Origin of the sequence: Denitrovibrio acetiphilus DSM 12809 (assembly GCF_000025725.1) — a bacterium.
In the GTDB taxonomy this organism is placed as follows: Bacteria; Chrysiogenota; Deferribacteres; order Deferribacterales; family Geovibrionaceae; genus Denitrovibrio; species Denitrovibrio acetiphilus.
In genome coordinates, this window is sequence record NC_013943.1 from 2,139,428 (window position 1) to 2,164,751 (window position 25,324).

General features: G+C 42.6%; 22 protein-coding genes. 9 read left to right on the top strand and 13 right to left on the bottom strand.

From position 1 onward, the window contains the following. Positions 1-26 precede the first annotated feature (26 nt). From DACET_RS10225 to DACET_RS10235, 3 genes are all read left to right on the top strand, one after another. Positions 27-1,853 (top strand): GGDEF domain-containing protein, encoded by a 1,827-nt coding sequence (locus tag DACET_RS10225; RefSeq protein ID WP_013011297.1) that lies wholly within the window; start codon positions 27-29, stop codon positions 1,851-1,853. Positions 1,854-1,970: 117 nt separating this feature from the next. After that, positions 1,971-3,611, top strand: coding sequence for a putative manganese-dependent inorganic diphosphatase (locus DACET_RS10230; protein WP_013011298.1), 1,641 nt, complete (start codon positions 1,971-1,973; stop codon positions 3,609-3,611). Positions 3,612-4,061: 450 nt separating this feature from the next. Then, the gene (locus tag DACET_RS10235; protein WP_013011299.1) at positions 4,062-4,721 is read left to right on the top strand and encodes a peroxiredoxin; all 660 of its coding nucleotides are present in this window, start codon (positions 4,062-4,064) and stop codon (positions 4,719-4,721) included. 67 nt (positions 4,722-4,788) lie between these two features. Here the strand turns inward: DACET_RS10235 and DACET_RS10240 are convergent, their stop codons facing one another. Continuing rightward, positions 4,789-5,853 (bottom strand): tRNA-queuosine alpha-mannosyltransferase domain-containing protein, encoded by a 1,065-nt coding sequence (locus tag DACET_RS10240; RefSeq protein ID WP_013011300.1) that lies wholly within the window; start codon positions 5,851-5,853, stop codon positions 4,789-4,791. Between the two features lie 360 nt (positions 5,854-6,213). Between DACET_RS10240 and DACET_RS10245 the strand changes: the two genes are divergently transcribed. Next, the gene (locus DACET_RS10245) at positions 6,214-9,408 is read left to right on the top strand and encodes a tetratricopeptide repeat protein (RefSeq protein ID WP_013011301.1); all 3,195 of its coding nucleotides are present in this window, start codon (positions 6,214-6,216) and stop codon (positions 9,406-9,408) included. Positions 9,409-9,410: 2 nt separating this feature from the next. Here DACET_RS10245 and DACET_RS10250 read toward each other — a convergent pair whose 3' ends face one another. The 4 genes from DACET_RS10250 to proV all read right to left on the bottom strand — a co-directional run bounded on the left by DACET_RS10250 (position 9,411) and on the right by proV (position 13,366). Beyond that, positions 9,411-9,908, bottom strand: coding sequence for a hypothetical protein (locus DACET_RS10250; protein ID WP_013011302.1), 498 nt, complete (start codon positions 9,906-9,908; stop codon positions 9,411-9,413). Positions 9,909-10,270: 362 nt separating this feature from the next. Continuing rightward, positions 10,271-11,299: a glycine betaine/L-proline ABC transporter substrate-binding protein ProX gene (gene proX, locus DACET_RS10255; protein WP_013011303.1), complete on the bottom strand. Its 1,029-nt coding sequence runs from the start codon at positions 11,297-11,299 to the stop codon at positions 10,271-10,273. Positions 11,300-11,324: 25 nt separating this feature from the next. Then, entirely contained in the window at positions 11,325-12,164 is an 840-nt protein-coding gene (locus DACET_RS10260) for an ABC transporter permease (protein ID WP_013011304.1), read from the bottom strand. Continuing rightward, on the bottom strand, positions 12,161-13,366 hold the full coding sequence (proV, locus tag DACET_RS10265) for a glycine betaine/L-proline ABC transporter ATP-binding protein ProV (protein WP_013011305.1): 1,206 nt from the start codon (positions 13,364-13,366) through the stop codon (positions 12,161-12,163). Before proV ends, DACET_RS10260 begins: the two co-directional genes overlap by 4 nt. Positions 13,367-13,646: 280 nt before the next feature. Between proV and DACET_RS10270 the strand changes: the two genes are divergently transcribed. Both DACET_RS10270 and DACET_RS10275 read left to right on the top strand, forming a co-directional pair. Continuing rightward, positions 13,647-15,071, top strand: a complete 1,425-nt coding sequence (locus DACET_RS10270; protein WP_013011306.1) for a nitronate monooxygenase — start codon at positions 13,647-13,649, stop codon at positions 15,069-15,071. 153 nt (positions 15,072-15,224) lie between these two features. Then, positions 15,225-15,542, top strand: a complete 318-nt coding sequence (locus DACET_RS10275; RefSeq protein ID WP_013011307.1) for a DMT family transporter — start codon at positions 15,225-15,227, stop codon at positions 15,540-15,542. 137 nt (positions 15,543-15,679) lie between these two features. Here the strand turns inward: DACET_RS10275 and DACET_RS10280 are convergent, their stop codons facing one another. From DACET_RS10280 to DACET_RS10300, 6 genes are all read right to left on the bottom strand, one after another. Beyond that, on the bottom strand, positions 15,680-16,126 hold the full coding sequence (locus DACET_RS10280; RefSeq protein WP_013011308.1) for a GNAT family N-acetyltransferase: 447 nt from the start codon (positions 16,124-16,126) through the stop codon (positions 15,680-15,682). A gap of 64 nt (positions 16,127-16,190) precedes the next feature. After that, positions 16,191-16,865 (bottom strand): response regulator transcription factor, encoded by a 675-nt coding sequence (locus tag DACET_RS10285; RefSeq protein ID WP_013011309.1) that lies wholly within the window; start codon positions 16,863-16,865, stop codon positions 16,191-16,193. A 2-nt stretch (positions 16,866-16,867) separates the two neighbouring features. Next, complete coding sequence (locus DACET_RS10290) at positions 16,868-18,271, bottom strand: ATP-binding protein (protein WP_169304221.1); 1,404 nt, start codon at positions 18,269-18,271, stop codon at positions 16,868-16,870. Positions 18,272-18,505: 234 nt separating this feature from the next. Further along, entirely contained in the window at positions 18,506-18,652 is a 147-nt protein-coding gene (locus DACET_RS16345) for a hypothetical protein (protein WP_169304222.1), read from the bottom strand. Positions 18,653-18,711: 59 nt separating this feature from the next. Next, entirely contained in the window at positions 18,712-19,128 is a 417-nt protein-coding gene (locus tag DACET_RS10295) for an EF-hand domain-containing protein (RefSeq protein ID WP_169304223.1), read from the bottom strand. Between the two features lie 114 nt (positions 19,129-19,242). Next, complete coding sequence (locus tag DACET_RS10300) at positions 19,243-19,671, bottom strand: GIY-YIG nuclease family protein (RefSeq protein WP_013011312.1); 429 nt, start codon at positions 19,669-19,671, stop codon at positions 19,243-19,245. 39 nt (positions 19,672-19,710) lie between these two features. Here DACET_RS10300 and DACET_RS10305 point away from each other — a divergent pair, with 39 nt between their 5' ends. Beyond that, on the top strand, positions 19,711-21,141 hold the full coding sequence (locus DACET_RS10305) for an SDR family oxidoreductase (RefSeq protein WP_013011313.1): 1,431 nt from the start codon (positions 19,711-19,713) through the stop codon (positions 21,139-21,141). 40 nt (positions 21,142-21,181) lie between these two features. On the opposite strand, the gene DACET_RS10310 is transcribed toward DACET_RS10305, so the two are convergent. Together DACET_RS10310 and typA are read right to left on the bottom strand one after the other, a co-directional pair. Beyond that, positions 21,182-21,580 carry a tautomerase family protein gene (locus tag DACET_RS10310; RefSeq protein ID WP_013011314.1) on the bottom strand — a complete coding sequence of 133 codons (399 nt, stop codon included), beginning with the start codon at positions 21,578-21,580 and terminating at the stop codon, positions 21,182-21,184. A gap of 106 nt (positions 21,581-21,686) precedes the next feature. Then, a complete protein-coding gene (typA, locus tag DACET_RS10315) occupies positions 21,687-23,525 on the bottom strand; it encodes a translational GTPase TypA (protein ID WP_013011315.1) in 1,839 nt (612 codons plus the stop codon). A 259-nt stretch (positions 23,526-23,784) separates the two neighbouring features. Between typA and DACET_RS10320 the strand changes: the two genes are divergently transcribed. Together DACET_RS10320 and DACET_RS10325 are read left to right on the top strand one after the other, a co-directional pair. Further along, the gene (locus DACET_RS10320) at positions 23,785-24,132 is read left to right on the top strand and encodes a cupin domain-containing protein (RefSeq protein WP_013011316.1); all 348 of its coding nucleotides are present in this window, start codon (positions 23,785-23,787) and stop codon (positions 24,130-24,132) included. A 92-nt stretch (positions 24,133-24,224) separates the two neighbouring features. Then, positions 24,225-25,322, top strand: a complete 1,098-nt coding sequence (locus tag DACET_RS10325) for a TRAP transporter substrate-binding protein (RefSeq protein ID WP_013011317.1) — start codon at positions 24,225-24,227, stop codon at positions 25,320-25,322. Positions 25,323-25,324: the final 2 nt, after the last annotated feature.

A 25,324-nucleotide genomic window follows, 5' to 3' on the forward strand; every position in this document is an offset into this window, starting at 1 on the left:
ACATGAATGCCTATCATTGAAATAAGATGCAAAATAATCATTTAGCCGAAAAATGGCAGGAAAAACTTATCTTTTTTGATCATGCTTTTCAGCCCATTGTCAATCCTCTGAGCGGCTCTCTTTTCGCTGTTGAGTGTTTACTGCGAGGCCACGAAAAAGCCGGTTTCACTAACATATTTAACGTGTTCGACACAGCTTACGACGATGGGGAGCTGCTGAGTCTTGACCTCGAACTCCGCAAAAAAGCTATCGCAAAATTTTCAGAAATTGAATGCTTCAAAAAGATTAAGCTCTTTTACAACTTTGACGTACGCATAACCAACATGTGCAACTACTCACCGGGGGTAAGCAGAAACATACTGGAAGGGTTCGGGCTTGACCCTGGTGTGTTTTGTTTTGAAATAAGTGAACGCTACCACACAGAAGGGAAGATAGACAGACTGCTTAATAATGCAAAATCATCCGGCTGTCAGATAGCGATAGATGACTTCGGCTCCGGATTTGCTAATTTTGAGCTTTTCTACTTCAGCGAACCGGATTATCTGAAACTGGACAGATTTCTTATTACAAACATAGACAAAGAGGTCAAAAAAAGAAAATTCTGCACACACATAACAAATCTGGCGCACTTCTTCGGTATCTCTGTAATAGCCGAAGGTGTTGAAACTGAACAGGAATTTCTCACATGCAGAGACATGGGGGTTGATCTCATTCAGGGATATTTCATCCAAAAACCGGTAACAGACATAAACCTCATTGAAAGTAAATACGAAATCATTGAAGAACTTTTCAAAAAGAACAAACGAAAAGTCACACAGGATTCTCATCTGGTTAATAATCAGATGATACAGCTGTCACCCATACACCGCACGGGCACAATGGAAGAGCTTTTGGAAAAAATCAGCGAAAACACAGAGAACCCTGTTGTACCTGTGGTTGACAACTCCAACATCCCTCAGGGAGTTATAAGCGAGTCCAATCTTAAAAAATACCTGTATAAGCCATACGGAAAAGACCTTTTGTTCAACAAAAGCCACACGCCCTCCATCGCAAAATTTATTACAAAATGCCCAACGGTGGAAATCACCGTACCTCTGGAGCAAATGCTTGAGATATATGTCGCAAATCCGGAAGCAGAAGGGATAATAATAACAAGTGAGCTCAAGTATCACGGCTTCATGACAGCACAGTCCCTGCTGAACACGCTTAACGAAAAAAATCTAGCATACGCCAGAGACATGAACCCTCTCACAAAGCTTCCCGGAAACAACATCATCAACAGCTATCTGAATAAATCATTTAAAGATACAACGACATCTTACATATTTGTTTATTTTGACTTTGACAACTTCAAGCCTTTCAACGACAGATTCGGCTTCCGGCAGGGCGACCGTGCAATAACTCTCTTTGCCGATCTGCTGAAAGAGCATATGAACGACGAAAGAGCATTCATCGGACACATAGGCGGCGATGATTTCTTCTGTGGAGCCGGATGCAGTTCAGACACAGACGATTCATGCCTTAACATACTGGGCAACATCAGGAAAATCATAAAAATATTTACAGATACGGCATCATCATTTTATGACTTTAAAGAACAGGAATCAGGAAAATATGTAGCAAAAGACCGAGCAGGAACCACGAAAAGCTTCCCTCTGCTCACAGTCAGCGCAGCAATAATCAGAATACCGGAAGGTGAACGAAACACCACAGCGGAAGAGCTGAGCAACATCCTCGCCATGATGAAAAAGGAAGCAAAAATGAGCACAACCAAAACATCTTATCTCGACATAGGTGCAGAAGGGATTGTCAGCACTAACGAAAACCTGAAGTACCTAACCAGCACTATCTGATTCCTTCGTTTAATCTTTGTCCGACACATAGGTTTTCTTTGGAAACGGCGTTCTAATCAGACATTTTTAGTTTCATTTTATAGCCGATTCGTATATATTGCGCTTTTGGAGGTAACGATGCCTGAAGTAATTATAATCGGTCATAAAAATCCCGACAGCGACTCCGTCTGTTCGGCTTATGCATATGCTAATCTTAAAAATATCATAGATAACAACAAACGATACACCTCTGCCAGATGCGGCAACCTTAATAAACAAACACGCTTCATCTTTGATAAAGCAGGTCTGACACCGCCTAAATTTTTAAGCGATATCTACCCCAAAGTTAAAGATGTTATGACTCATAAAGTTGTGGCTATAGATGAAAACGAACCTATTAAAGGTGTTATCAAAAATATAGAGGAGCTGAAAATCAGGATCACACCTGTCATTTCCGGCGGAACACAACTTGAAGGTGTCATCAGCATTCTCGAGCTTGCACATTACTTTACCCCTAAAGACGAGGACGGCAGACCAGTGTATCTGTTCCGCGGGTCTAACTTTGAAAAATCGATAAAGGGCTATACCCACATCAGAGGGCAGTATGATGAATTTGAAGCTTCTGTATTCATAGGAGCTATGCCTTTCGAAAGATTTAAAGAGCAGATGGAAAAATTCGACTTTAAAAAGTCCATACTGGTTGTGGGGAAAAGACGCGACATAATCGAATACGCCATTGATAATGAACTGCCTGCAATCGTTCTCACAGGGATCAGAGACGAAGCAGATATTGACATAGACTTCTCCGATTATAAGGGGTGGGTATATATATCAGATCTGGACACAGCAGAGACTGTACGTAACCTTCAGCTCAGCATCCCTGCAAAATCCTTTATGACCAGAGATGTACCCCAGCTAAAAGAGGGGGATTACCTCGACGCAGCAGGAGACATTCTTATGAGCGTCGATCATAAAGGTCTTCCAGTGACGGATGAAGGGAGGCTGATAGGCATCCTGACCAGATCAGATATCATTAAAAAGGTGCAGCGTGAGCTCATCCTTATGGATCATAATGAAATGTCGCAGGCTGTGGACGGAGCAGAAACAGCAAAGATAACCGAGATCGTTGACCACCACAGGCTCGGAACAATAAAAACCAAAACACCTGTGCACTTTTACGCAAAACCAGTAGGAAGTACCTGCACACTCGTCTATCAGCTTTATAAAATAAACGGACATGAACCGGACAAAGATACTGCAACAATACTACTGTCCGGGATATTGTCAGATACTGTAATATTAAAATCACCGACAACGACAGATCAGGACATTGACGCCGTAAAAGAGCTTGAGGAGATTTCCGGACTGAATTTTGAAAAACACGGCGTAGAGATGTTCTCTGCAACTGACAGCCTCAAAGCAAGAAATGTGAGAGATATTATCAATGCAGACTTTAAAGCTTTCTCCGAATACGGAAAACAGTTCGGAATAGGTCAGGTTGAGGTCGTTAATATTGAAGAGCTGGACGGCGTGAAGGATAACCTTCTGGAAGGTCTTTCGGTTATCAAAAACGAGAAGGGGCTTACATGGAGCATGCTGCTGGTCACTGATATAATAAAGGAAGAATCAGTCCTGCTGACCAGCGGTTATGAACCCGCAGAGAAACTGCTCAGCTATAAACAATCAGGGGAGAGACATTTTTATCTCCCGGGCGTCCTCTCACGTAAAAAACAGCTTCTCCCGGAGATACTGAGAGTTCTGGAGGATCTTACAGATTAAAGCTTAAAGGCGGTACCATTGTGCCGCCCTCTTTTTTCTACTGTCACACAGTCAACTTACTTCTCGTCTAAAAGCCCTTTAAATATAGATTCCCACGGTTAAACCCATAGTTCTATTGCTTCGTACGTGCTTAACACACGAAGTTACAACTTAGTTGTCACAGCTAGAGCATATGCAAAATACGTCACTGCGAAGCCCACAGGGCTGTGGCAGTCTCTGGACTCATTAGTTAATCCTGAGATTGCTTCGTCATTACGTTCCCTGCAATGACTTATAAGCTCTAAAGCTGTGATCCGCTCATACATCCACGCATAAATTCAATACAGTATTCAAAAAAATACGGCATAAATGAAAAAATATTTTTATTGATAAAATTTATTGACAAGCGATACATTAGATGATAATTATTATTACATATTGAATCTTGAATATTAAAAGGAGATATAAAACATGAGTGAATTTCAGATGCCTACCCTCGGAGAAAAATTCCCTGAGATGGAAGTAAAGACTACACACGGGATGAAACAACTCCCTGGCGATTATGCAGGTAAATGGTTCGTGCTTTTCAGCCACCCAGGTGACTTCACACCTGTCTGTACTACAGAATTTATCGAATTTCAGAACAGAGCCGCAGATTTCAAAGCTGTTAACTGTGAGCTGATCGGAGCTTCTGTTGACCAGGTCTTCTCTCACATCAAATGGGTAGACTGGATCGAAGAGAAACTGAACGTAAAAATCGAGTTCCCTGTTATTGCAGATGAGCTCGGACGTGTAGCAAATCAACTCGGTATGATACACAGCGGCAAAGGGACAAATACTGTCCGTGCCGTTTTCATAGTGGACGACAAAGGCGTAATACGCATAGTCCTTTACTACCCTCAGGAGATAGGCAGAAACATAGACGAAGTGCTCAGAGCAGTAAAAGCGCTTCAGAAAACTGATAATGACGGAGTTGCTACTCCTGCTAACTGGCCGAATAATAAAATTCTGTCTGACAGAGTTATTATCCCACCGGCACCGGATGAGCAAACAAAAGCCAAGAGGCTTGAATCCGCCGCAAAAGGCGAGATAGAATGTTACGACTGGTGGTTTTGCCACAAAGCGAAGTAACATAACCTCCTGACCAAAAAATGAAAGGCCTTCGGGAATAAACACCGGAGGCTTTTTATTTACTACGCTATACAGCACTCTCAAAAAGCTGACGGTATCTGTCTCTCATATTTCCCCAGTAGTAAGGCGACATGTCACACTTCTGAGCCTTATGAAGAGCTTCGTAAAGTTTTTCTGCGCAATTTTCTGCTTCCTTATCTGTATCTTCCGATGCAGCATAAAGACAACCGGCAGGAAAAAGCTCCGGATATGAAACCCTGTCAGGCAGAACAGGCGTACATCCGGCATCGGCAGCCTCCATAACAGACAATCCCTGAAAGTCGTGGAGAGAGGTTGAAACCACAACACTGCTTTCAGACATTACATTTTCGTATTCCTCTCTGGTTTCAAGATAACCGCAGTGATCTGTATGCTCTTTAAATTCTTCCTTTATCGCAATAAAACTTTCGGGAACATCTCTGAAAAACTGACCAGCGAGATTCAACCTAAAATCTCCTGTCATTTCACGTAACTTACAAAGAGCCATATAAAACCTTTCCGGTGCTTTATCGTATTCCCACCTGTGGTTCCACAATATGGACGGTTTGTCGTGTCGGTATTGGTATTTTCTGAGCGGATTTATAGGAACACTCAGCACTCTGCTCTTGTTTTTAATAATTTCTGTCAGCCCCGAGGGAACGTGGTCAGGCATTTTTCTAAGCAGTTTTCTTGCCCCATGCAGAAAAGTCTGTCTATTATAATCTGTGTTAAAAACAACGTGATCCGCAGCAAGAGCATTGTAGATTGAAACAAGTTTGGCTTCTATGTTGTTGTGAGACGATCTGTTTTCAGGGTAGTCGAACTGATTTTCATGGAAATAAACTATCAGAGGAGTGTTGGCGATCTCAGGCACCAGTCCTCGTAGAGCTGTCATATCAGTCATTGAGGTCGCAAATATGAGATCATACCCTGCTGTCAGAACGTCTCTGTTTTCGTATGCAAAACTCAGACTGTTCCCGCGGGAACGCCACGCAAAATATCTTGGTGGAAGGGTAAGCAAACTGAAATCAACTTCACTGAAATTTTGAATCAGCCCTTTATTTAAATGCTGGTGACTAACAGCGTTATATGCGGACAATATGAGTATCTTCAAAATAACCTCAAAATAGCAATAGTATCATTATTTATATGTAGAAAGAGCCCCCTGACTGGGGTGTAGTCAGGAGGCTTCATCAGGAAACAAGATAGAAAATTTACTTGTGAATACAGGCAGGACGGCTTTCGCCGCATGTTGAGGACCGCCTGCATCCTTCACATGTATAATAACAAAGATATCTTAAAAATATCTCAAATCAAGCACTTTCTTGAGAATAATTCTTTGATGGACATCCGAATATTTTAATTCATAGAAACATTATTCAGCGTATTTTGAACATCGATAAAACAATGTTCGTCTTTTCTCCACATACAATACCATTTGTAATCATACTATTTTCTGACATATAATCAAAGTATGAAAGACAAATTTACTGACACCAATACACTTTACGACAACAGTTTTATTATCAAAAGAGACAGCAAGATATCTGAGCTCGCCTCTATGAGCAATTTCCATAACATTTTCATGTTCAGCGCTGTGCCTGGTGCGGGGAAATCCATTCTCGCCAGACAAGTGGCAGAAACTAATTATGCAAACAGTATCTGGCACGACATAACAGACAGCGACAAAGACCCGTTGTCTTTCTGCTGGTCACTTTATAATGCGATAAAAAAATGCTTTCCGAACTATTCCTGTGCAGAGATGGAAACACCGACAGGAAATCACGATAAACTGAAATACGAAACTTATATAAAAGCAATTATGAAATCACTGAAGAGATACACACGAAGAAAAACAGTGATCGTACTCGACAACACAGAGCTTCTGCCGACTATCGGACTGGGGTGCAAAGCTGTTAAAACCGCTCTGCTTGCCGCGTCATCAACCCTGCACTTCATAATCTGCTCCCGGAGAACCTGTACAGACTCAACACTTGCAAACAGACTTGAAAAGCAAATAATCATTTTCGATAACAGCTTTTTTTATTTCACAAAAGAGGAATTCCACAAGCTAGCTCTGGCACAACTGGAGCACATCATAGACCTTTCAGGGATAGACAGGATATACGCTATATCTGAAGGGTGGGCGCACGGAATAGTAACAGGACTTAAATATTTCAGAACACGGGGCAAAATCCCGGATTCATCAATAATTGCAGGACAGCTTGATAAATTTTTTGAAATTAACGCTCTGCGTCCGGAAGATATTAAGCTGTACAGCTCCTTCGCTGCCCTCTCTCTGCTTGAAGAGATCCCACTCGAATTTTCCGTTAAGTTTTCAGGAGGGACAGAGCTGGCGAGTTTTCTGATTAACGCCCTTGACAGCAACAACTTCATACAAAAGAAGAAAAAAGTCACTTTTATCCTGCATAACATCTACAGAAGCTGGCTTATTGCTACGTCTAAAGAAACATTTCAGAAAATTAACGCCGCAGCCTTCCTTAACGCCGCGGCCTCTTATGAGCTAAACAAGGGCAGCCTGACACTGGCAATAAAATACCTTATAAGAGCTCAGGCATACTCCCGCCTTGAGTCTGTCATGAAAGACAATATTGATGAAATACTACGCTCTGATAACAACAGAGGATATAACGGAATCCTTTCAGATGTTCCTGGCAAAATACTGCGCAGCACTATGTGGACAGCTTTGGCTTATGCGTACACTTCTATTAATATTATGCCGGAGCAGGCTTGCAGGATGTTCTGCATTACCTTACAAAAATTCATCGATTGTAACGACAAAACGGGAATACTTCTCAGCTACACCGGTCTGGTAAACTTTCACTTCTTTCTGCGCGGAACAAGCATAAACGGACTTAAGTACAAACAGCTTATACAAGATTGTCTTACAGCCGAAGAAGAGAATCTCTCACCTGTTAAAATAGTATCCATATACACATCCCTCGCTTTCGGCGGAATGAACTACTACCCCCAGAAGATTATAAAAGAGTTTATAAATAAAGTCCTACCGCTGGTGGAAAAGGAACGTATGTTCCGACAGAAAATAGAAATATATTATGTATATGCCCTCTTCAACGAACTAATGGGCTCTATGCAGCTTTGTGAGAGATTCACAGATCTTCTTTTTGCAGAGCTGCATACAATAAAAAAAGATCCATTTTCTCTCCTGACTTTTATAATGAAACTGCACAGGTTTTATAATATCCAGGGAGAAACAAAAATATCTGAATACATAGGGCAGTATGCTCAGAGAACAATGTCTGTTCATATGGAGCTAAGTATGCTCTATAAGGCTCTGCTGGATATTTATGAAACTGATAACTTTGCACACTCCGGAGACATCGAAAAGCTTCAGAGACATATGGAAAAATACAGTATGCATGAACTTAATAACCTTCCGGCGCATATTCGTGCAGCAATGACCAGCCATATAGCACTCGGACTTGCAACGAAATTTGATGAAACATCAAGAATACTGGCAGAAAAAGCTCTTAAAGTAGCTATTGATGCTGAGATGAACGAATATACGGTCAGCGAATTTTATTTCTATGCCGGAGCGATTTACACTCTTCTGGGTAATTTTAAAGAAGCTGAAATGCGGCTGACAAAGGCCCTTGAACTTGCACAGGAATTTTCTAACGAAAGGATAAACGCTTCATCCTGTGCATATATGTCATACCTTTATGATACTATCAGTGACAGAAGAAATGCAGCAGAATACGCAGTCTCGGCTGTACGTTTTATGATGAAAACCAGACAGAAAAAACTTAAATGGTCAATGCCTGATATTTGTCAGAATATGCTTAAGTACGCTCACGAAAATGATAATTCGGCTGAATATGCTGACAACATTGCTTTCCAGCAGTTCAACATAAGCTTTACAGGCAGCAGCGAGATGATCCCTGTAATGCAGATAAATGCCTTCGGTGAAATAGAGATAAGAATAGGCGAAACAGCACTTTCCCCTGAACAGCTTTCAGGCAATTTCAGAACAATGATAGCAATTATTCTTTCTTCCAAAAACTATACAGCACATCAAGAAGTTATCCAATCATATATCTGGCCGTCAAGTGGCAAAGAACATGCACGGAAAAGCTTTGACAACCTTATGTCCAGATTCAGAAAGCTTTTATCTAATAATTTCCCCGGCATAAACCCGAAAGACTATATCACCATCAACAACGGAATAGTCAGGATGTCGCACGTTAAATGTAATGCAGATGATTTTATCAATAAAGTCGGTGAAGCAAGAATATCTTTTGAGAATAAAGAGTTTACGAAATGCCTGCTCTGTCTTTTAACTATTAAAGACACCTATAGCGAAAGATACTTTTCATTTATAAACGACATAGAAAAAGTAGATGCAAAAAGACAGTACACTGACGCAGCGATGATAGACATGATGACGCTGATATACAAGATGAACTCTTATCTGCCGGATATCATACCTCTTGAGCCTTACCTTGATCAATGGCATGATATCTTCATCCACGAAACAGAAATGGTGAGGCTCGCGTACCTATACTACAAAGACAAAAACGATAAAGTTAAATGCTTTACAATTATAAAAAATTTCGAAATATTCCTCAGAGAGGAGGGGTTCAGCGAAGACGAAGTCAATGAGCTGATATATGCTGTAAAATCATAGCACTATGCGCTTAATATTTTCCGCAGCATTCCGGCAGCGGCATGTCTCCCCTGCTCTTTCAAAACATTTTCAATGTCCCTGTTCCCTTCTGCACGTTCTTTCCTGATTCGTCTTTCAATACTCTCCCTGACTATCTCCTGTACATCCTCGCTGGAACGTCTGGAGATATTACCAAGAACTGCTTCTGTGAACTTCTTGTCTGCAATATACCATACAGCATACGCCATATCTTCAGTTTTCATATTTCTGAGAATGAGCTGAAGCTGCGGTTTCTGTGTTTCAACGGCATTTATAAGGCTGTCCTGCAGGCTTTCCCTGCTCATAACCTCATCTTCTTTCAGAGCAGAATCAATCAGTGCCTGAATAAATTTAAGCTCCGATCTGGAAAAATACATTCTGGTTCTGTCGTCAACACAAAGAACAAACTCATCCCCTGCTTCTGTCTTTTCTACATTTATATTAGTGCCGTCATCAAGATTAACCTGCATAAACCACCCCATTTGATACTTTAGTATAATTAATTAAAAGCGTGATGCACACCAAAAATTTTCATTCTGCATTGCCTTTAAGCCGTCCCCTTAAAAAAGCATTGCTTTATTCATAAGAACCAATATTTTTCACGAGCGCAATCTGTGTTGGTATGATTCTGAAAGGTACGGCGGAGTATATCAGCAATACATAGATTCCCACGTGTAACCCCGTGGTTCTATTGCTTCGTAATTACATTCCCCGCAATGACTTATAAGCTCTAAAGCTGTGATTAGCTCATTCATCTACGCATAAATGCGTGGTATTCTGTCCTCGACCGCATAAAAAAGGCGGAGTTTTAAACCCCGCCTCAGTATTATAATCTATTTAATATCTATTTAGCGGCAGCCCTTGCATCAGAAAGCCACTTGTTCCACTTTTCCGGATGTTTCGCAATCCACTCCTGAGCATGTTTTGCAATATCTTTTGCTGATTTCTCGCCTTCGTTCATACGGGCGTTCTGAGCATTAATGTCTTCCAGGTCAAGATGGAATTCTCTCAGAAATGTTGCAGCAGCAGGATTTTCTTTAAGAAACTTCTTATTAGCGACAACCCTTATATCTGTGACAACAAAACCGAGTTTAATAGGATCGCTTACAGCACCTTTGATGCCAGTCCCGGTCATTCTGTCCACATATCCCTTCTGAGCTTCTGTAGGGTTAATTTCCGGAACATTTATCCAGACAACGTCTTCCCCTGGTTTCAGTTTAAAAATTGTCCAGTTAGGTGCCCATGTGTAAAAGAATACCGGCTCGCCATTTTTGAACTTAGCTATCCCTTCAGCCATGCTGGCAGAGTAAGAAGCTTTGATAGGATTGATGTAATCCTTCAGACCATAGGCATCCATCTGGTGAGAGATAATCTTTTCACATCCCCATCCCGGAGGACATGCGATGAGGTCAGCTTTGCCGTCTCCGTCAGAGTCAAAAGCCTTTCTAACGTCATCTCTTCTGAAATCATCGAGGGATTTGATATTATATTTTTCTGCATAGTCTTTGCTTATCAGATACCCCTGAAGCCCGCCGGCTTTTGCAACATAACCTATTCTTTCAGCTTTCTTTTCGAAATTCTTCGGAAGCTGGTCATTATGCATAGGGAACCATCCATTAGTCCAGTAATCTAGATCGCCAAGCACAACAGACTGGTAAAACAACGGATTAGTGAGTTCCTTAGGTTTTTTCACCTTGTATCCAAGTTCTTTAAGCCCGGCGCTTACAATGGCTTCCTGAAAATAGCCTGTGTCCCATGTAGCACGGGCAGGTCTTACAGTAACCCCTTTCCCCGGCTTCATGTTGTCAGCAAAAGCTGTAAAAACTGATATTGCAGCAAATGCTACAGCCAGCATCATAATTCTAAATTTCATATTTTCCTCCGTAGATAATAATCATCTATTTTTTACCCATCCCCTGAGTAATTCTGTCTAATACCATAGCGAGCAGCACAATGCCGAGCCCACCGATGGTAGCAAGTCCGATATCAAGTGTATTCAGCCCCTGGAAAACAGGTGTACCAAGACCGCCTGCGCCGATCAGAGCCGCTATAACAACCATAGAAAGCGACATCATGATAGTCTGATTAAGTCCTGCCATTATAGAAGGCATGGCAAGTGGTATCTGCACTTTACGCAGAACCTGCATAGGTGTCGCACCAAACGATACGGCAGCTTCCACAAGCTCAGGATGCACCTGTCTTATACCAAGCCCTGTCAGCCTGATAATAGGAGGCATAGCAAAAACAATAGTGGCGAGAACACCGGAGACTGTACCAATACTGAACAGCATCACAACCGGCACAAGGTAAACAAAGGCAGGTGTGGTCTGCATAGCGTCCAGAAATGGTCTTATGCAAGACTCAAACCTGTTGCTTCTGCCTGACAATATCCCCAGAGGTATGCCGACAATAGCGCAGAAAAGCACCGAGCATATGACCATGGCAAGCGTAATCATCGCCTCTTCCCATAACCCAAGCATCCCGATGAGAAACATCGTTGCTATGGTAAAGATTGTAACTCTCTTACCCGCATAGCGAAAAGCAAGGAAAGCAAGAATAGCTATAAGCACAAGAGGATGCATACTTGTGAGCACCCACGAGATACTGTCCAGCGATTTCTCTACCGGATATTTTATAAGCTGAAAAACTTCTCTGTAGTTCTCAACAAGAAAATCAACTCCGCTCTGAACCCACTGATCGAGGGGTATAATACGTTCGTCAAAATCGAAAAAACTCATGCTTCCTCCCCTGTTCTGTGCAGTGTTTTAAGAAATGTGTTTTTAGAGATAACACCTATATATTCATCCTCTTCATTCAGAACAGGAACAGGCCAGGGATTTGCCGCAACCAGAGGCAGGATATCCTGAAGAGAGTCTCCGGCGTAAACAGCTTTCGCATCTTCAAGAAAAGCCTTCTCTATGTTCTTATCCTCTGCATCTACAAGATCCTGAAGACGTTCCACTGAAACAACTCCGGCAAATTTATTATTTTTATTAAGGACATATCCATAGTCTCTGTCCTGACTGGTAAGTCTTTGCAGGGCAGTTCTCGGACCGTCTCCCGGGTTTTTAATTATAGTAACTTGTGTTTTTCTGGCGATATCGCCTGCGGAAAGAATGTTTGTAGGGTCAACGCCTCTGAAGAAAGCTTTGACATAGTCATCAGCAGGGTTTTGAAGTATCTCTTCCGGTGTCCCCACCTGAACCACACGCCCGCCTTCCATAATGGCTATCCTGTCCCCTATCCTCATTGCTTCGTCAAGGTCGTGGGATATAAAGACAATTGTCCTTGCACTTCTGGACTGAAGCTTGATCAGCTCGTCCTGCATTTCCGACCTGATAAGGGGGTCAAGGGCACTGAACGCCTCATCCATAAGCATTATGCTGGGATTCACGGCAAGAGCTCTGGCAAGCCCCACACGTTGTTTCATCCCCCCGGAAAGCTCATTCGGCATACTGTCCGCCCATGCTTCAAGCCCCACCTGCTCCAAAGCTTTATGCGCTTCAACTTCACGCACCTTTTTGTCTGCGCCTGAAAGCTCCAGCCCTAAGGCAGTATTTTCAAGCACTGTCATGTGCGGCATAAGAGCAAAAGACTGGAACACCATCGAAAGATCTTTGCGCCTGATATTAAGGAGCTGATCCTTGCTCATGGAAGCGACATCATCACCATCCACATAAACATGTCCAAATGTCGGTTCTATCAGCCTGTTCAACATCCTGACCATAGTGGACTTACCCGATCCGGAAAGCCCCATAATAACAAAAATCTCCCCTTCATTAACGGTAAAACTCGCATCCTGTACGCCAATTGTCATGCCTGTTTTCTCTAAAATCTCTTCCTTCGTCAGCCCCTTATTAAGAAGCTCCTTTGCCTTTTCAGGCTTCGGGCCAAAAATCTTATAAAGATTCTCAACCCGTATCTTCTCTTTCGTACTCATTAATTCCCCGTTTGTATTGATTTAAATTTAAAATATGGCAATATGAATAACATCACTAGATATATTTTATGTATGAATTATTCTAAAGGAACACAGGCGAGAAGTCAAGTCAGCAGAAATAGTTGTTAAATAAGAGACATTAGCAAAATAAAAGAAGACAGCTAAAACAATTCTGTTAATTAACTGTTTTTTTTGTTATAAAGTTAAAATACTTTCTTGCACAGGCATGATTGATATTATAAGCTACTAAAAATTCATATAAATTTTGGCGAGGATGAAGATGAAGGAATACAGAATTCTTACTGGCGGCATGGGTGCTGCGGTATCCAACTGGGAACTGGCAAAAGCAGTAGGTGAGTGCGGACAGATAGGCGTTGTGTCCGGAACAGCAATGGACGTTATACTTGCCAGACGACTTCAGGCAGGAGATAAAGACGGCAATATGCGCCGTGCTCTTGCAGCATTTCCCCTTAAATCTGTTGCAGAAAGAATTATTAACGAATTCTTTATCGAAGGCGGTAAAGCTGAAGATGCATCTTTTAAACCTATCCCAATGTTTACCTTAAATCCTCCAAAAGAACTTCTTGAACTGACAGTTGCCGCAAACTTTGTAGAGGTATTCCTCGCAAAAGAAGGGCACAGTAACCCCGTAGGCATAAATCTTATGGAAAAAGTTACACTCCCTAATCTCGCATCCATATATGGTGCTATGCTGGGCGGCGTGGACTATATCATCATGGGAGCAGGCATCCCCAGAGAAATACCCTCTGTAATAGACGCTTTCAGCAAAGCTAAAGATGCCAGTATACGCATCAACGTTGAAGGTGCGGCTAAAGGTGAAGAGTACACAATGACCTTCAGCCCTAAAGAGATCATGGGTGATATGCTGAAAGAGATCAGAAGACCCAAATTTTACGCTATCGTATCCTCTAATATTCTCGCAACTACCCTTGTAAAGAAAACTAAACCCGCTGTTGACGGGCTTGTAATAGAACATAACACCGCAGGCGGGCATAACGCACCACCAAGAGGCGGCATAAACCTGGACGATAACGGTGAGCCTATCTATGGTCAAAAGGACGAAGTCGATATCGAAAAGATAAGAGCCCTTAATGTTCCTTTCTGGCTTGCGGGTTCATGGGGTGAGGCTTGCAGACTTAAAGAAGCTATCGCAGAAGGCGCACAGGGGATTCAGATCGGAACACTTTTCGCATTCTGTAAAGAATCCGGTTTTGTCGAAAGTATTAAGAAAGCTATTCTGGAAAAAATGCCTGACGTTTTTACAGACCCGAAGGCTTCTCCTACAGGTTTCCCTTTCAAAGTCGTTAACCTCGAAGGAACACTCGCCATGCTCGAAACTTACCTTAAACGTCCACGCATATGTAATCTGGGCTACCTTCGTCATGTGTATAAAAAAGAAGACGGAACTCTCGGGTACCGCTGTCCGGCAGAACCCATTAAGGCATACATCAAAAAAGGCGGAGAGGAAGCAGATACTGAAGGGCGCAAATGCCTTTGTAATGCACTGGTGGCAAACATAGGACTCCCCGAGGTTTATAAAAACGGCTATGTCGAACAAACACTCATCACAGCCGGAGACACTCTTAAGAAAGTTCGTGAATTTATAAAAGAAGGCGCAGACAGCCTGAGTGTCGCTGATGTGATTGACAAGCTCATTGGAGAATTATCTCCTTCGGAAGCTTAAAAGACCGGACAACCGCTGCATATCTGTTTCGCAACGGAAAGCACGCTTAAACTGCTGTCCGCAGATCAACTTGATACACTCTAAAGGAGGACGACCTCCCCCACTTCGGGCATAACTACCAGGACGACCTGGCACTGGATTCAGGAGGAATCAATGCCTTGGGCTTATCTCTTCACCGCTGGTCTCTTTGAAATTATATGGGCTTACTCAATGAAGCAGTCAAACGGCTTCAGCCGGTTTATACCGTCACTCATCACTATTTTTGCAATGCTTGTCAGCTTCTGGCTGTTATCCCTCGCCATGCGAACTATCCCCCTAGGAACTGCCTACACGATCTGGACAGGAATAGGAGCAGTTGGGGCTTTCCTTATCGGGATTTTCTTTCTGGCTGAGCCGGTTAATACAGCGAGAATTATTGCTGCGATCTTGATTATTTCAGGGCTGGTCTTGATGAAGGTGTCCAGCTCCTGACAAACAGATTTTCAATTATCAATTCATCAGAGTCTCAATATGTCTGGCTATGATGTGGTGCGGGTAATGCACGGTTCCGTGACAAGTGGGTCAGCGTAGTAATAATAACATTAAACACAAAGTCAGTGTGCTTAAAACTAAAGATACTTTCTGAAACCAATATACTTAGTCTGTGACCAGTGATACTTTTTATAAAGAGCTATAGCAGAATCATTATTCTGGTCGACCATAAGCTGGAGCCTTGTTATACCCTGCGCTTTAGCATATTTCTCAATATGAGTAATCAGCATTCCGCCAATGCCCATGCCTGCAAAATCCTCATCCACAACAACATCTTCCAAAACCCCAGCATAACTGCCCTGAACAGTGGATATAAACTTGTGCAGACTGCACATCCCCACGATCTTTTCCCCTTTCTCTGCAACAAAAACTTCTGACGATTCACTATCCAGAATCATTTCAAAACCTTTCCGCTGCCGTTCAGGCATATTAGGAAAGTCACCTTCGAGACCGAGCAGGTAGTCCATCAGCACTATGAGTGACGGGATATCCTGCTTGCCCGCCTTGCGTATAATAATTCCCATAAGGTAATCCTTTTGTAGTATTAATAGTTATAATACCTTATGAAACAGTAATTTCAACCGGTTTCTAAACTTCTATTTTATACCCTACCCCATATATCGTATGGATAATGTTGTCATTAACGAATTCTGAAAGCTTTTTGCGAAGGTTTTTTATATGACTGTCCACTGTACGCTCATAACCTTCAAACTCGTACCCGTGCACACTGGAAATAAGGTCAGAACGGGAATAAACAACTCCCGGATGTTTCGCCATAGTAAGAAGAAGCATAAATTCGCTTCTGGTCAGAACAATGTCCTCTCCGCCAGCAGATACTTTATACAGTTCAGGGTAAATTGTAAGGCTGCCGATGCTGATCGACTGAACAGGTTTTTCTGGACTTGTCCGGCGCAGAACAGCTTTCAGTCTCGCAACAACTTCTCTGGGGCTGAAAGGTTTACATATGTAGTCATCAGCACCAAGCTCCAGCCCGATAAGCCTGTCTATCTCTTCAACCTTTGCAGTGAGCATAATTATCGGCAAAGCTGATTTTTTCCTTATACCACGGCATATATCGAGACCATCCACTTCCGGAAGCATGATATCAAGTATCACAGCATCAGGGGAAATCTTTTCGACGGTCTCTAGAGCTCCCTTGCCTGTACCATGCATATGAGCTTCAAAACCTGCCTGTGACAGATAATCTTTTAACAGGAGGGCGATCTGTTCCTCGTCCTCAATAATCAGAATTCTTTTGTTCATAATTATTTCTCCAGAGGCAGTCTGATCTCAAGTCTCAGCCCGCCCTTTTTCCCTTTACATGCGGACACACTGCCGCCGTGATTTTCAATAATATATTTACATATAGAAAGTCCAAGTCCGCTGCCTCCAGTGGCACGGCTTCTGGAAGAATCAACACGGTAAAGCCTGTCAAAAAGACGTGGAAGATGCTCCTCACTCACACCGGGTCCAGTGTCTTCAAAAGAAATTAAAACATCATCACCGTCAACAACACACTGAACATAAAGAACCCCCGGACTTTTCGCATATTTTATGGCATTCTCCAGAATATTTATGAAAACCTGATTAAGACGCACTAAATCAACCTGAACCATAATATCTTCATCATAAGATTCAAACGAAATACTGAACCGAAACTCCGCAAGACGTACTTCATAAAAATCAAGAAGGCTGGCAAGTTCGTGTGCAATATCTACGCTGACTTTCTGTAAATGCATCACTCCTGACTCGGCAAGAGTGATATCGTGCAGCTCATTTACAAGCCTTTTCATACGTATAGTATTCTGATATACAGACTCTATCGTTTCAAAATCGGGTTTCCTGACACCATCTTGTATCGCCTCTATACTGCCTAGAATAACAGATAGAGGTGTCCTCAGTTCATGAGAAATATCGGATATCCACCTTGCCTGACTCAGCTCATATTCTTTCAGAGTATTTGTCATCACATTAAAGTTATCTGCAAGATCAGCAAGTTCGTCATTAGAACCTATCTCAACATCAACATCAAAATCCCTTTCAGCAACCCGCCTTGTGGCTATATTAAGCTCTCGGAGGGGAGCCAGCATGTTACGTGTAAGCCATAAAGCTGTGAGTGTGGCGAGAACCATGACTATAAGCGTTGTAATCATCAGAAGGTAAATCTGACTTTCAAGAAATTTCTCTGCAAACGGGTTAGGAGGTAATTTTCTGAACTTAAGTACGCCAAAATAAGCAACAGGCTTATTGTCTGCTACAACTGGAAATATATGCATATCCTCAGGAGGATACTGCCCGCCGGCAAGATATCTCATATCCGTATCATAAAAAGTAAAAACCTCATGTTCTTTAGGAAATCTCGGCATTGCCTCCATAGCATCAGGAGAACCAAGATCCTTTGCCATCTCTCTGTCGCCTGCCATAAAAGCAATGTGAAGAGGAACTTCTTTACTTATAAGCTTTTCAAGACTTCCATGAGCCTCATAATATTTGCCTATATTTACAGCAAGAGTACTGAATTCTTTAACTTTTGTTTTTTCAAGATATCTGTGAAAGTTTTTTTTGCCAAAATAACCTATTGTGACAGCAGCAGTGAGCAGACTGAGCAAAATTGACAGAAAAATTATTCCGAAAAATTTATAAAAAAGCTTGAATTTCAATTTTTTCACCTGAGATTATGTTAGTCAAAGCAAGTATCTTCTTCAATATAAAGATTATTTATGAATCCACTTAACACACTGCCTTCACATTTTATACATAATTTAGTTATAACATTAAAAATGAACTATGAAAGAGTGACAACTCTATATTTCATAATCTCAAAATTAATTTCTACACACCACTAAAAAGCCGGACGCTATGCCCGGCTTTTTAACTTTTAGCTAACAGAAAATGTAATTAATTTACGCTTCTAAGCTAATAGAAGAGTATTCAGCATCTTCTGATAATGACTGACTGATTGTTTGAAGATAATCAGCGACAGTTGCTGCTGAATCATCGTCGTCATCCGAGTCATTTGAGAAGAGCTCATCCTGCAGAGAATCAAGCAAAGAAAGGTATGCGTTTGTAGAGGAAGTCTCTTCATCCTCAAGAGAGCTGAGAAGCTCTTCTATTGTGAGGGTATCATCATCCTCTTCTTCAGAACTGCTTGGTGGTGGAGGAGGCGGCCCCCCGCTCCCATTTTCTCAGCAGTATCATCAACACTTTCAAGCTCTGCCATATCTGACGGTTCCGGTCTGTTTGCATCCATAAAGCTTTTCAGCTCTTCGCTGGTATATGTTCCGTCTCCGTCTGCGTCGTATTCCGAGAATTGTTCTTCAACGTTTATACTTTGTCCTGTTTCCTCTGCCAGATTACTCATCAGAGTTGTCAGTTCAGATTGATCGACACTTCCGTCCTGACTGGTATCAACTGCGCTGAAGAAATCTCCTGATGAAGACTTCTCTGATTTAGTGGAATTGCTAGCGCTCGCTGCCGTGCTCTGATAGTAATAACTGTAACTGTCTGCCTGACTGATATACATCATGGCCTCCGTCTTTATGTCACGCCGTGGTATATACATTTTCTGCATCTACTAATAACGGTACTTTTATAGATTATTTTACGAATATGAAAGAAATATGGATAAATACTGTGGATATTATGATATTTCGACCGAAAACGGAAGAAACGGCTCAGGAATGCTTTCCATATAAAAAAGATGACTTATGCAGCTACAGTCACTGGAACCGAACCCTTTCATAGGTATCTCTGCACCGCCTTCAATAAACCTCCGGGCAGTTCTGTGCTCCGCATCGACACCTTCATTGGTATACCAGACAGCTTTTGCCCGCATATGTCGGCGAATGTAATCTATATGCCACCTGCATTTCTTTGCTGTTTTAAAATGTCTGCCCAGTCTGCTTTTCAGCCCGCCGCCTCCAAAAGCACTGCCGACATAAGCGTAAATACCGGGCTTAACCGCAAGTTCACCGAAACTCCCCACCCGAACGGTCAGATTTCTATTACATTCCAGAAATAATACATAGACCCCTTTTTCGGTGGTGATACTCTCTTTTATCTTTTTCATGATCAATCATTTTATCAGGAAATCTGCTACAATAAAACTATGAAAATATTAATCACAGGCGCAACAGGCTACATAGGCAGAAGACTCGCATATGAACTTATTAACGACGGGGCGGATCTACGCATTTTTGTGCGTAACAGTGCCAAGCTGGATAGAAAAATCCTCAGTTCATGCGAAACTGTTGAGGGATCAACATTTAACCCTGACTCTCTGCGGGAAGCCCTGAACGGGGTACACACAGCATATTATCTTATTCATTCAATGGGAAAGTCCGGCGACTTTGAAGATATGGACAAACAAAGTGCCGAGCTTTTCCGAAAAGAATGTATCATCGCAGGTGTGAAAAAGATCATATACCTCGGAGGACTTGGCGAAACAGAATCTGCAAGCAAGCACCTCCGAAGCAGGATGGAAACAGGTGACACCCTCGCTGCCGAACATCATAAAATACAGACAATCATTTTCCGGGCAGGCGTCATTATAGGTTCCGGCTCTGTCAGCTTTGAAATTATACGCAACATCTGCCAGAAGCTCCCAGCTATGGTTACTCCAAAATGGGTGGATACAAAAACCGAACCGATCGGTGTGGAAGATGTTCTCCGTTACCTTAAGAGCGCAGGTCTGCGGACATTTCAGCCTTCTAGCGGCAAAGTAGTAATAGACATAGGCGCAGAAGTTCTAAGCTTCAAAGAGATGCTCGAAAAAGGGGCTGAAACAATGGGGCTGAAAAGGCGTGTTTTCAAAGTGCCGATATTATCTCCGAAGATGTCATCCTATTGGCTTATAGTATTCACGCCGGTGAATTTCGGAGTTGCCAAAGCTCTTGTAGAGGGTCTTTCAAGCGAAACAGTAAAGCTAAACGGCAATGCTGAAAAGTTGTTCCCTGACATTGTACCGGAAAGCTATGAAGCCAGCTTCAGGCGTGCAATAGAAGACATACATAACAGACAGGTAATAAGCAGCTGGTGCGACTCAAGCAACGGTAAGGCATGTGACCTCCCTTTTGTTCACGACATAAGTCACGCTGTCTTTAAGGACAGATATGTTAAGGAAATTGGCAAAAGTGACCCGAAAGACGTTTTCAGAAATATCATGACCATAGGCGGTAAAAACGGCTGGGGTGCTTACGATGTATTATGGCGGTTAAGAGGTTTTTTAGATAAATTAGTAGGCGGCTACGGCATCAGCCGTGGGAGACGTGATGATTCTGACCTGCGTATCGGAGACTCGCTGGACTTCTGGAAAGTTGCTGATCTCGTCCCTGAAAAACGCCTCCTCCTGTCGGCACAGATGAAACTGCCGGGAACCGCATGGCTGGAGTTCCAGCTTATAGACGGCTACCTCATACAGACAGCATTCTTTTACCCTAAAGGGCTGCTTGGAAGGCTTTACTGGTACACAATGCTCCCCTTTCATAAGCTGATATTCAGACGTATGATAAGAGAGCTCGTAACAGACACTCAAACATAGACTATAATGAAACTCTCAGAAGCATTATCTAAGCCGGAGCTCAGTCTGACAAAGGGTCTTCACCATCCTGCCATGATGCAAGATAACGCTCGTGAAGATGGAAGTCCTCACCTTTATGCTCTGTAAAAGTAACATATATATTCTGATGCGGTATCCCCCATATGTCATAGATGATCCCCATGAAGCCAAGGGCAAGTGACCGCCTCTGAATGAGCTCTCTACCTTCTCTTATATCCGCATTGACAAGAGCAACTCCTTCTTTGTTGTCCTCCACCCTGCCGATAAAAAGATTATAGGTATCGTGCTCCCTTATGGAGACACTGATATGGTCTTTTCCGGTACCCATGACCTCTGAGAACAGAGCTTTGATTTTTTCATTAAAAAAGATTTTATCTTCTGATGAAGCTTTACGGTTTATATCAAACTGAAGATGGGGCATGATTCTCACCTCCGGAGATTATATTTATATATTATAACCTCCGAAGAGAGATAATCATGTGAAAATTCTATTTATATGCTCTCCGTCTGTTTCAGCAGAGCACTTTTTATATCTTGCCGGAAAGTTTTCTGGCACGGCTGGTGTGTCTCTCCTGAGCAGAGAGAATTTTCTTGCGAAGACGGATATTCTTAGGAGTAACCTCAACAAGCTCATCATCCGCTATGAAATGAATCGCACGCTCAAGAGTCATTGGTGTCACAGGTGTAAGAGTCAGCGCATCATCCTTACCGGAGGCACGCACGTTTGTAAGTTTTTTCTCTTTACAAGGGTTGGCATTAAGGTCGTTATCTTTGTTATAAGAACCGATAATCATACCTTCGTAAACAACATCCCCCGCTTTTATAAAGAGTTCGCCCCTCGGCTCCAGATGGAAAAGACCGTATATAACGCCTTTGCCGGCTCTGTCAGAAACGATGGAACCTGTGAAGCGTGAAGGTATCTCTCCCCTGTGAGGCTCATACCCCTGAAGGAGTGAGTTCATAATACCTGTACCTTTTGTATCGGACAGAAATTCATCTCTGTACCCGATAAGCCCGCGGCTTGGTATAGAGAATTCGATTCTGGCTCTGCCTGTTCCATTGTTTACAAGGTTGGTCATCCGTCCTTTTCTTATGGAAAGCTTTTCAGTGATAACGCCGACAAAAGCTTCATCACAATCGATAAAGAGGTGTTCGATAGGCTCACAAACCTGACCGTCGATCTCTTTAAAAATAACTTCCGGTCTTCCTACACAAACCTCAAACCCTTCTCTACGCATTGTTTCAAGGATGATAGCCATCTGGAATTCACCACGGCCTTTCACAATGAAGCAGTCTCTCTCTTTATCTTCTTCAACTTTTATAGCAACGTTTTGCAGAGTTTCTTTGATAAGCCGGTCTTTTATACGGTTAGACTGTACGAGTTTGCCCTCCTGACCGGAAAGAGGTCCGTTGTTAGGCAGAAACTGCATAGCAACAGTTGGTTCATCCACAGTAATGCGGGGAAGTGCTTTAGGAGCATCTTTCGTACAGATTGTGTCACCAATGAGAATATCTTCCACACCGGAAAGCACAATGATCTCACCCGGGTCTGCAACAGTCACTTCCTGCATTCCCATTCCTTCATATATCTGAAGTTTGGAAACACGGAGAGTTTGTTTAAGTCCATCAGGTCCGAGCCTGACAAGTGTTTCGTTTGATTTAGCAGAACCGTTGATAACTTTCCCAACAGCAAGTCTGCCGAGATATTCAGAATATCCGAGGTCGCTCACAAGCATCTGAAATGGTTCGTCAGCTTTGTATGAAGGTCCGGGGATCTCTTTCACTATTGCATCAAAAAGAGGTTTAAGGTCTGTACTGTCGTCTTCAAGCTCTTTTTTGCATATCCCCTGTTTGCCGATAGCGTAAAACACAGGAAATTCTATCTGTTCGTCATCGGCGCCAAGGTCGATGAAAAGGTCGTATATCTCATCAAGCACTTCATTGATACGGGCATCCTGTCTGTCAATTTTGTTTACAACCACTATGATCTTCAGACCTGCCTCAAAAGCTTTACCAAGCACAAAACGTGTTTGCGGCAAAGGTCCTTCTGAAGCATCAACGAGAAGTATCGCTCCATCAACCATAGAGAGAGCTCTTTCAACCTCTCCACCGAAATCGGCGTGTCCCGGTGTGTCGAGGATATTTATTTTTGTTTCTCCCCATAAAACAGAACAGTTCTTAGCAGAGATGGTTATACCACGCTCACGCTCAAGATCCATACTGTCCATGAGTCTGTCATCAACTTCCTGTTCAGCTCTGAACATACCGCTCTGCTTGAACAGTGCGTCCACAAGTGTTGTTTTTCCGTGGTCAACGTGTGCTATGATTGCTATGTTTCTAAGTTTCTCGTTTTGTACTTTACCCATGATCTTAAAAGGCTCCTTAAACTATTTACAATACCACTGTAGTCCTCTGACACAGAGCCAGACAGTATTCACTACTTTTCGCAATAAAGAAAGACATATTTTATTTTTCTGGATAAATTATAACTTTTTAATACATATTCCTCAACTATCTCACATTCCGCCGGCATCCCCTAAAGCTGAGAAAACTGCTAAAATTTTCTTTAACTTTTATATAACAGGCTGATACACTCTATAATATTACATCACCACGGAGGAGTATATGTTCGTAGATAACTTGAAATTTATAGAGAAAACACCAATGGATGTTCCCGGAGCAGTTAATGTAACGAAACAAGTGCCGATAGGCAGCGCTGAAGGGTGGGAAGATCACGTTATGCGCGTATTTACCATAACAGACATGGGAAACACTCCAAAACATAATCACGACTGGCCGCACATTAATTATATAATAAAAGGCAAAGGCATCCTGCATATGGACGGAAAAGATAACCCTGTTGAAGAAGGGAGCGTCGCATTTGTCCCTTCCGGTGTTGAGCACCAGTTCAAGAGCTCTGTAAAAGGGGACTTCACATTCATCTGTATCGTCCCGAATAAAGGGGAATATTAAGGAGTTTTATCCTCATTCTGAGTTGTTAATTTTAACAAAAAAGTATAGTTTAATAAAACCAAGTTAAAACAACCTGAAAAGGAGGGTTCCGAATGGATTCCAAAAAAGGAATGAAAAGGCGAGAATTCCTTAAAAAAGCAGGGGTGACAGCTGTTGCCGCATCCACAGCTTTTGCCGCGCCTAATGTACACGCAAAAACAAAAACATATAAATGGAAGATGGTAACAACATGGCCGCCTCACTTCCCTGTGCTGGGAGAAGGTGCAGACGACCTCGCAAAATGGATTACAGAGATGTCAGACGGACGCCTGAAGGTCTCTGTATATGGTGCAGGAGAACTCGTACCCGCTATGCAGGCTTTTGACGCTGTTAGTCAGGGGATGGTTGAAATGGGGCACGCCTCTTCATATTACTGGGCAGGAAAATCACCCGCAACACAGTTCTTCTCTGCTGTACCCTTCGGTATGAATGCGCAGCAGCTTAATTCATGGATTTATCAGGGGGGCGGTCAGGCTCTCTGGGACGAGCTTTATGCTCAGTTCAACCTTAAACCGTTCCTCTCCGGTAACACAGGGGTGCAGATGGGCGGGTGGTTCAACAAAGAGATCAAATCCCTCGACGACATCAAAGGGCTGAAAATGCGTATCCCCGGGCTGGGCGGTAAAGTTATCGCGAAAGCAGGCGGTACAGTTGTGCTTTCAGCCGGCGGGGAAGTGTACACTAACCTTGAACGGGGCGTTATTGACGCAACAGAATGGGTCGGACCTTACCACGATTATAAAATGGGATTTTACAAAGTTGCAAAATTTTATTACTACCCTGGCTGGCATGAAGCCGGTTCGTCTACTGAGCTTTTCGTTAATAAAAGCAAGTTCGAATCACTCCCTGCCGACCTCAAGGCAATAGTTGAGTCCGCATGTGCCCGTGCGAATATATCTATGCTCACCCACTTCGAGTCCCAGAACAACAAATACCTTCAAAAGCTTGTAAACGAACATCATGTTAAGCTTAAAAAATTCCCTGACGATGTTATAGAGAAATTCAGAACGCTGAGTGCCGAAGTCATCGGGGAGATAGTCGAGAAAGACCCTATGAGCAAAAAAGTTTACGAGTCATACAGTGCGTTTAAAAAAGATATCACTCAGTGGGCAAAGCTCTCTGAAGCAACTTTTTATGATATGAATAAATAACT

Coding starts and splice junctions, on each gene's coding strand:
- DACET_RS10225 (WP_013011297.1), top strand. CDS start 27: ATGCAAAATAATCATTTAGCCGAAAAATGGCAGGAAAAACTTATCTTT.
- DACET_RS10230 (WP_013011298.1), top strand. CDS start 1,971: ATGCCTGAAGTAATTATAATCGGTCATAAAAATCCCGACAGCGACTCC.
- DACET_RS10235 (WP_013011299.1), top strand. CDS start 4,062: ATGAGTGAATTTCAGATGCCTACCCTCGGAGAAAAATTCCCTGAGATG.
- DACET_RS10245 (WP_013011301.1), top strand. CDS start 6,214: ATGAAAGACAAATTTACTGACACCAATACACTTTACGACAACAGTTTT.
- DACET_RS10250 (WP_013011302.1), bottom strand. CDS start 9,908: ATGGGGTGGTTTATGCAGGTTAATCTTGATGACGGCACTAATATAAAT.
- proX (WP_013011303.1), bottom strand. CDS start 11,299: ATGAAATTTAGAATTATGATGCTGGCTGTAGCATTTGCTGCAATATCA.
- DACET_RS10260 (WP_013011304.1), bottom strand. CDS start 12,164: ATGAGTTTTTTCGATTTTGACGAACGTATTATACCCCTCGATCAGTGG.
- proV (WP_013011305.1), bottom strand. CDS start 13,366: ATGAGTACGAAAGAGAAGATACGGGTTGAGAATCTTTATAAGATTTTT.
- DACET_RS10270 (WP_013011306.1), top strand. CDS start 13,647: ATGAAGGAATACAGAATTCTTACTGGCGGCATGGGTGCTGCGGTATCC.
- DACET_RS10275 (WP_013011307.1), top strand. CDS start 15,225: ATGCCTTGGGCTTATCTCTTCACCGCTGGTCTCTTTGAAATTATATGG.
- DACET_RS10280 (WP_013011308.1), bottom strand. CDS start 16,126: ATGGGAATTATTATACGCAAGGCGGGCAAGCAGGATATCCCGTCACTC.
- DACET_RS10285 (WP_013011309.1), bottom strand. CDS start 16,865: ATGAACAAAAGAATTCTGATTATTGAGGACGAGGAACAGATCGCCCTC.
- DACET_RS10295 (WP_169304223.1), bottom strand. CDS start 19,128: ATGATGTATATCAGTCAGGCAGACAGTTACAGTTATTACTATCAGAGC.
- DACET_RS10300 (WP_013011312.1), bottom strand. CDS start 19,671: ATGAAAAAGATAAAAGAGAGTATCACCACCGAAAAAGGGGTCTATGTA.
- DACET_RS10305 (WP_013011313.1), top strand. CDS start 19,711: ATGAAAATATTAATCACAGGCGCAACAGGCTACATAGGCAGAAGACTC.
- DACET_RS10310 (WP_013011314.1), bottom strand. CDS start 21,580: ATGCCCCATCTTCAGTTTGATATAAACCGTAAAGCTTCATCAGAAGAT.
- typA (WP_013011315.1), bottom strand. CDS start 23,525: ATGGGTAAAGTACAAAACGAGAAACTTAGAAACATAGCAATCATAGCA.
- DACET_RS10320 (WP_013011316.1), top strand. CDS start 23,785: ATGTTCGTAGATAACTTGAAATTTATAGAGAAAACACCAATGGATGTT.
- DACET_RS10325 (WP_013011317.1), top strand. CDS start 24,225: ATGGATTCCAAAAAAGGAATGAAAAGGCGAGAATTCCTTAAAAAAGCA.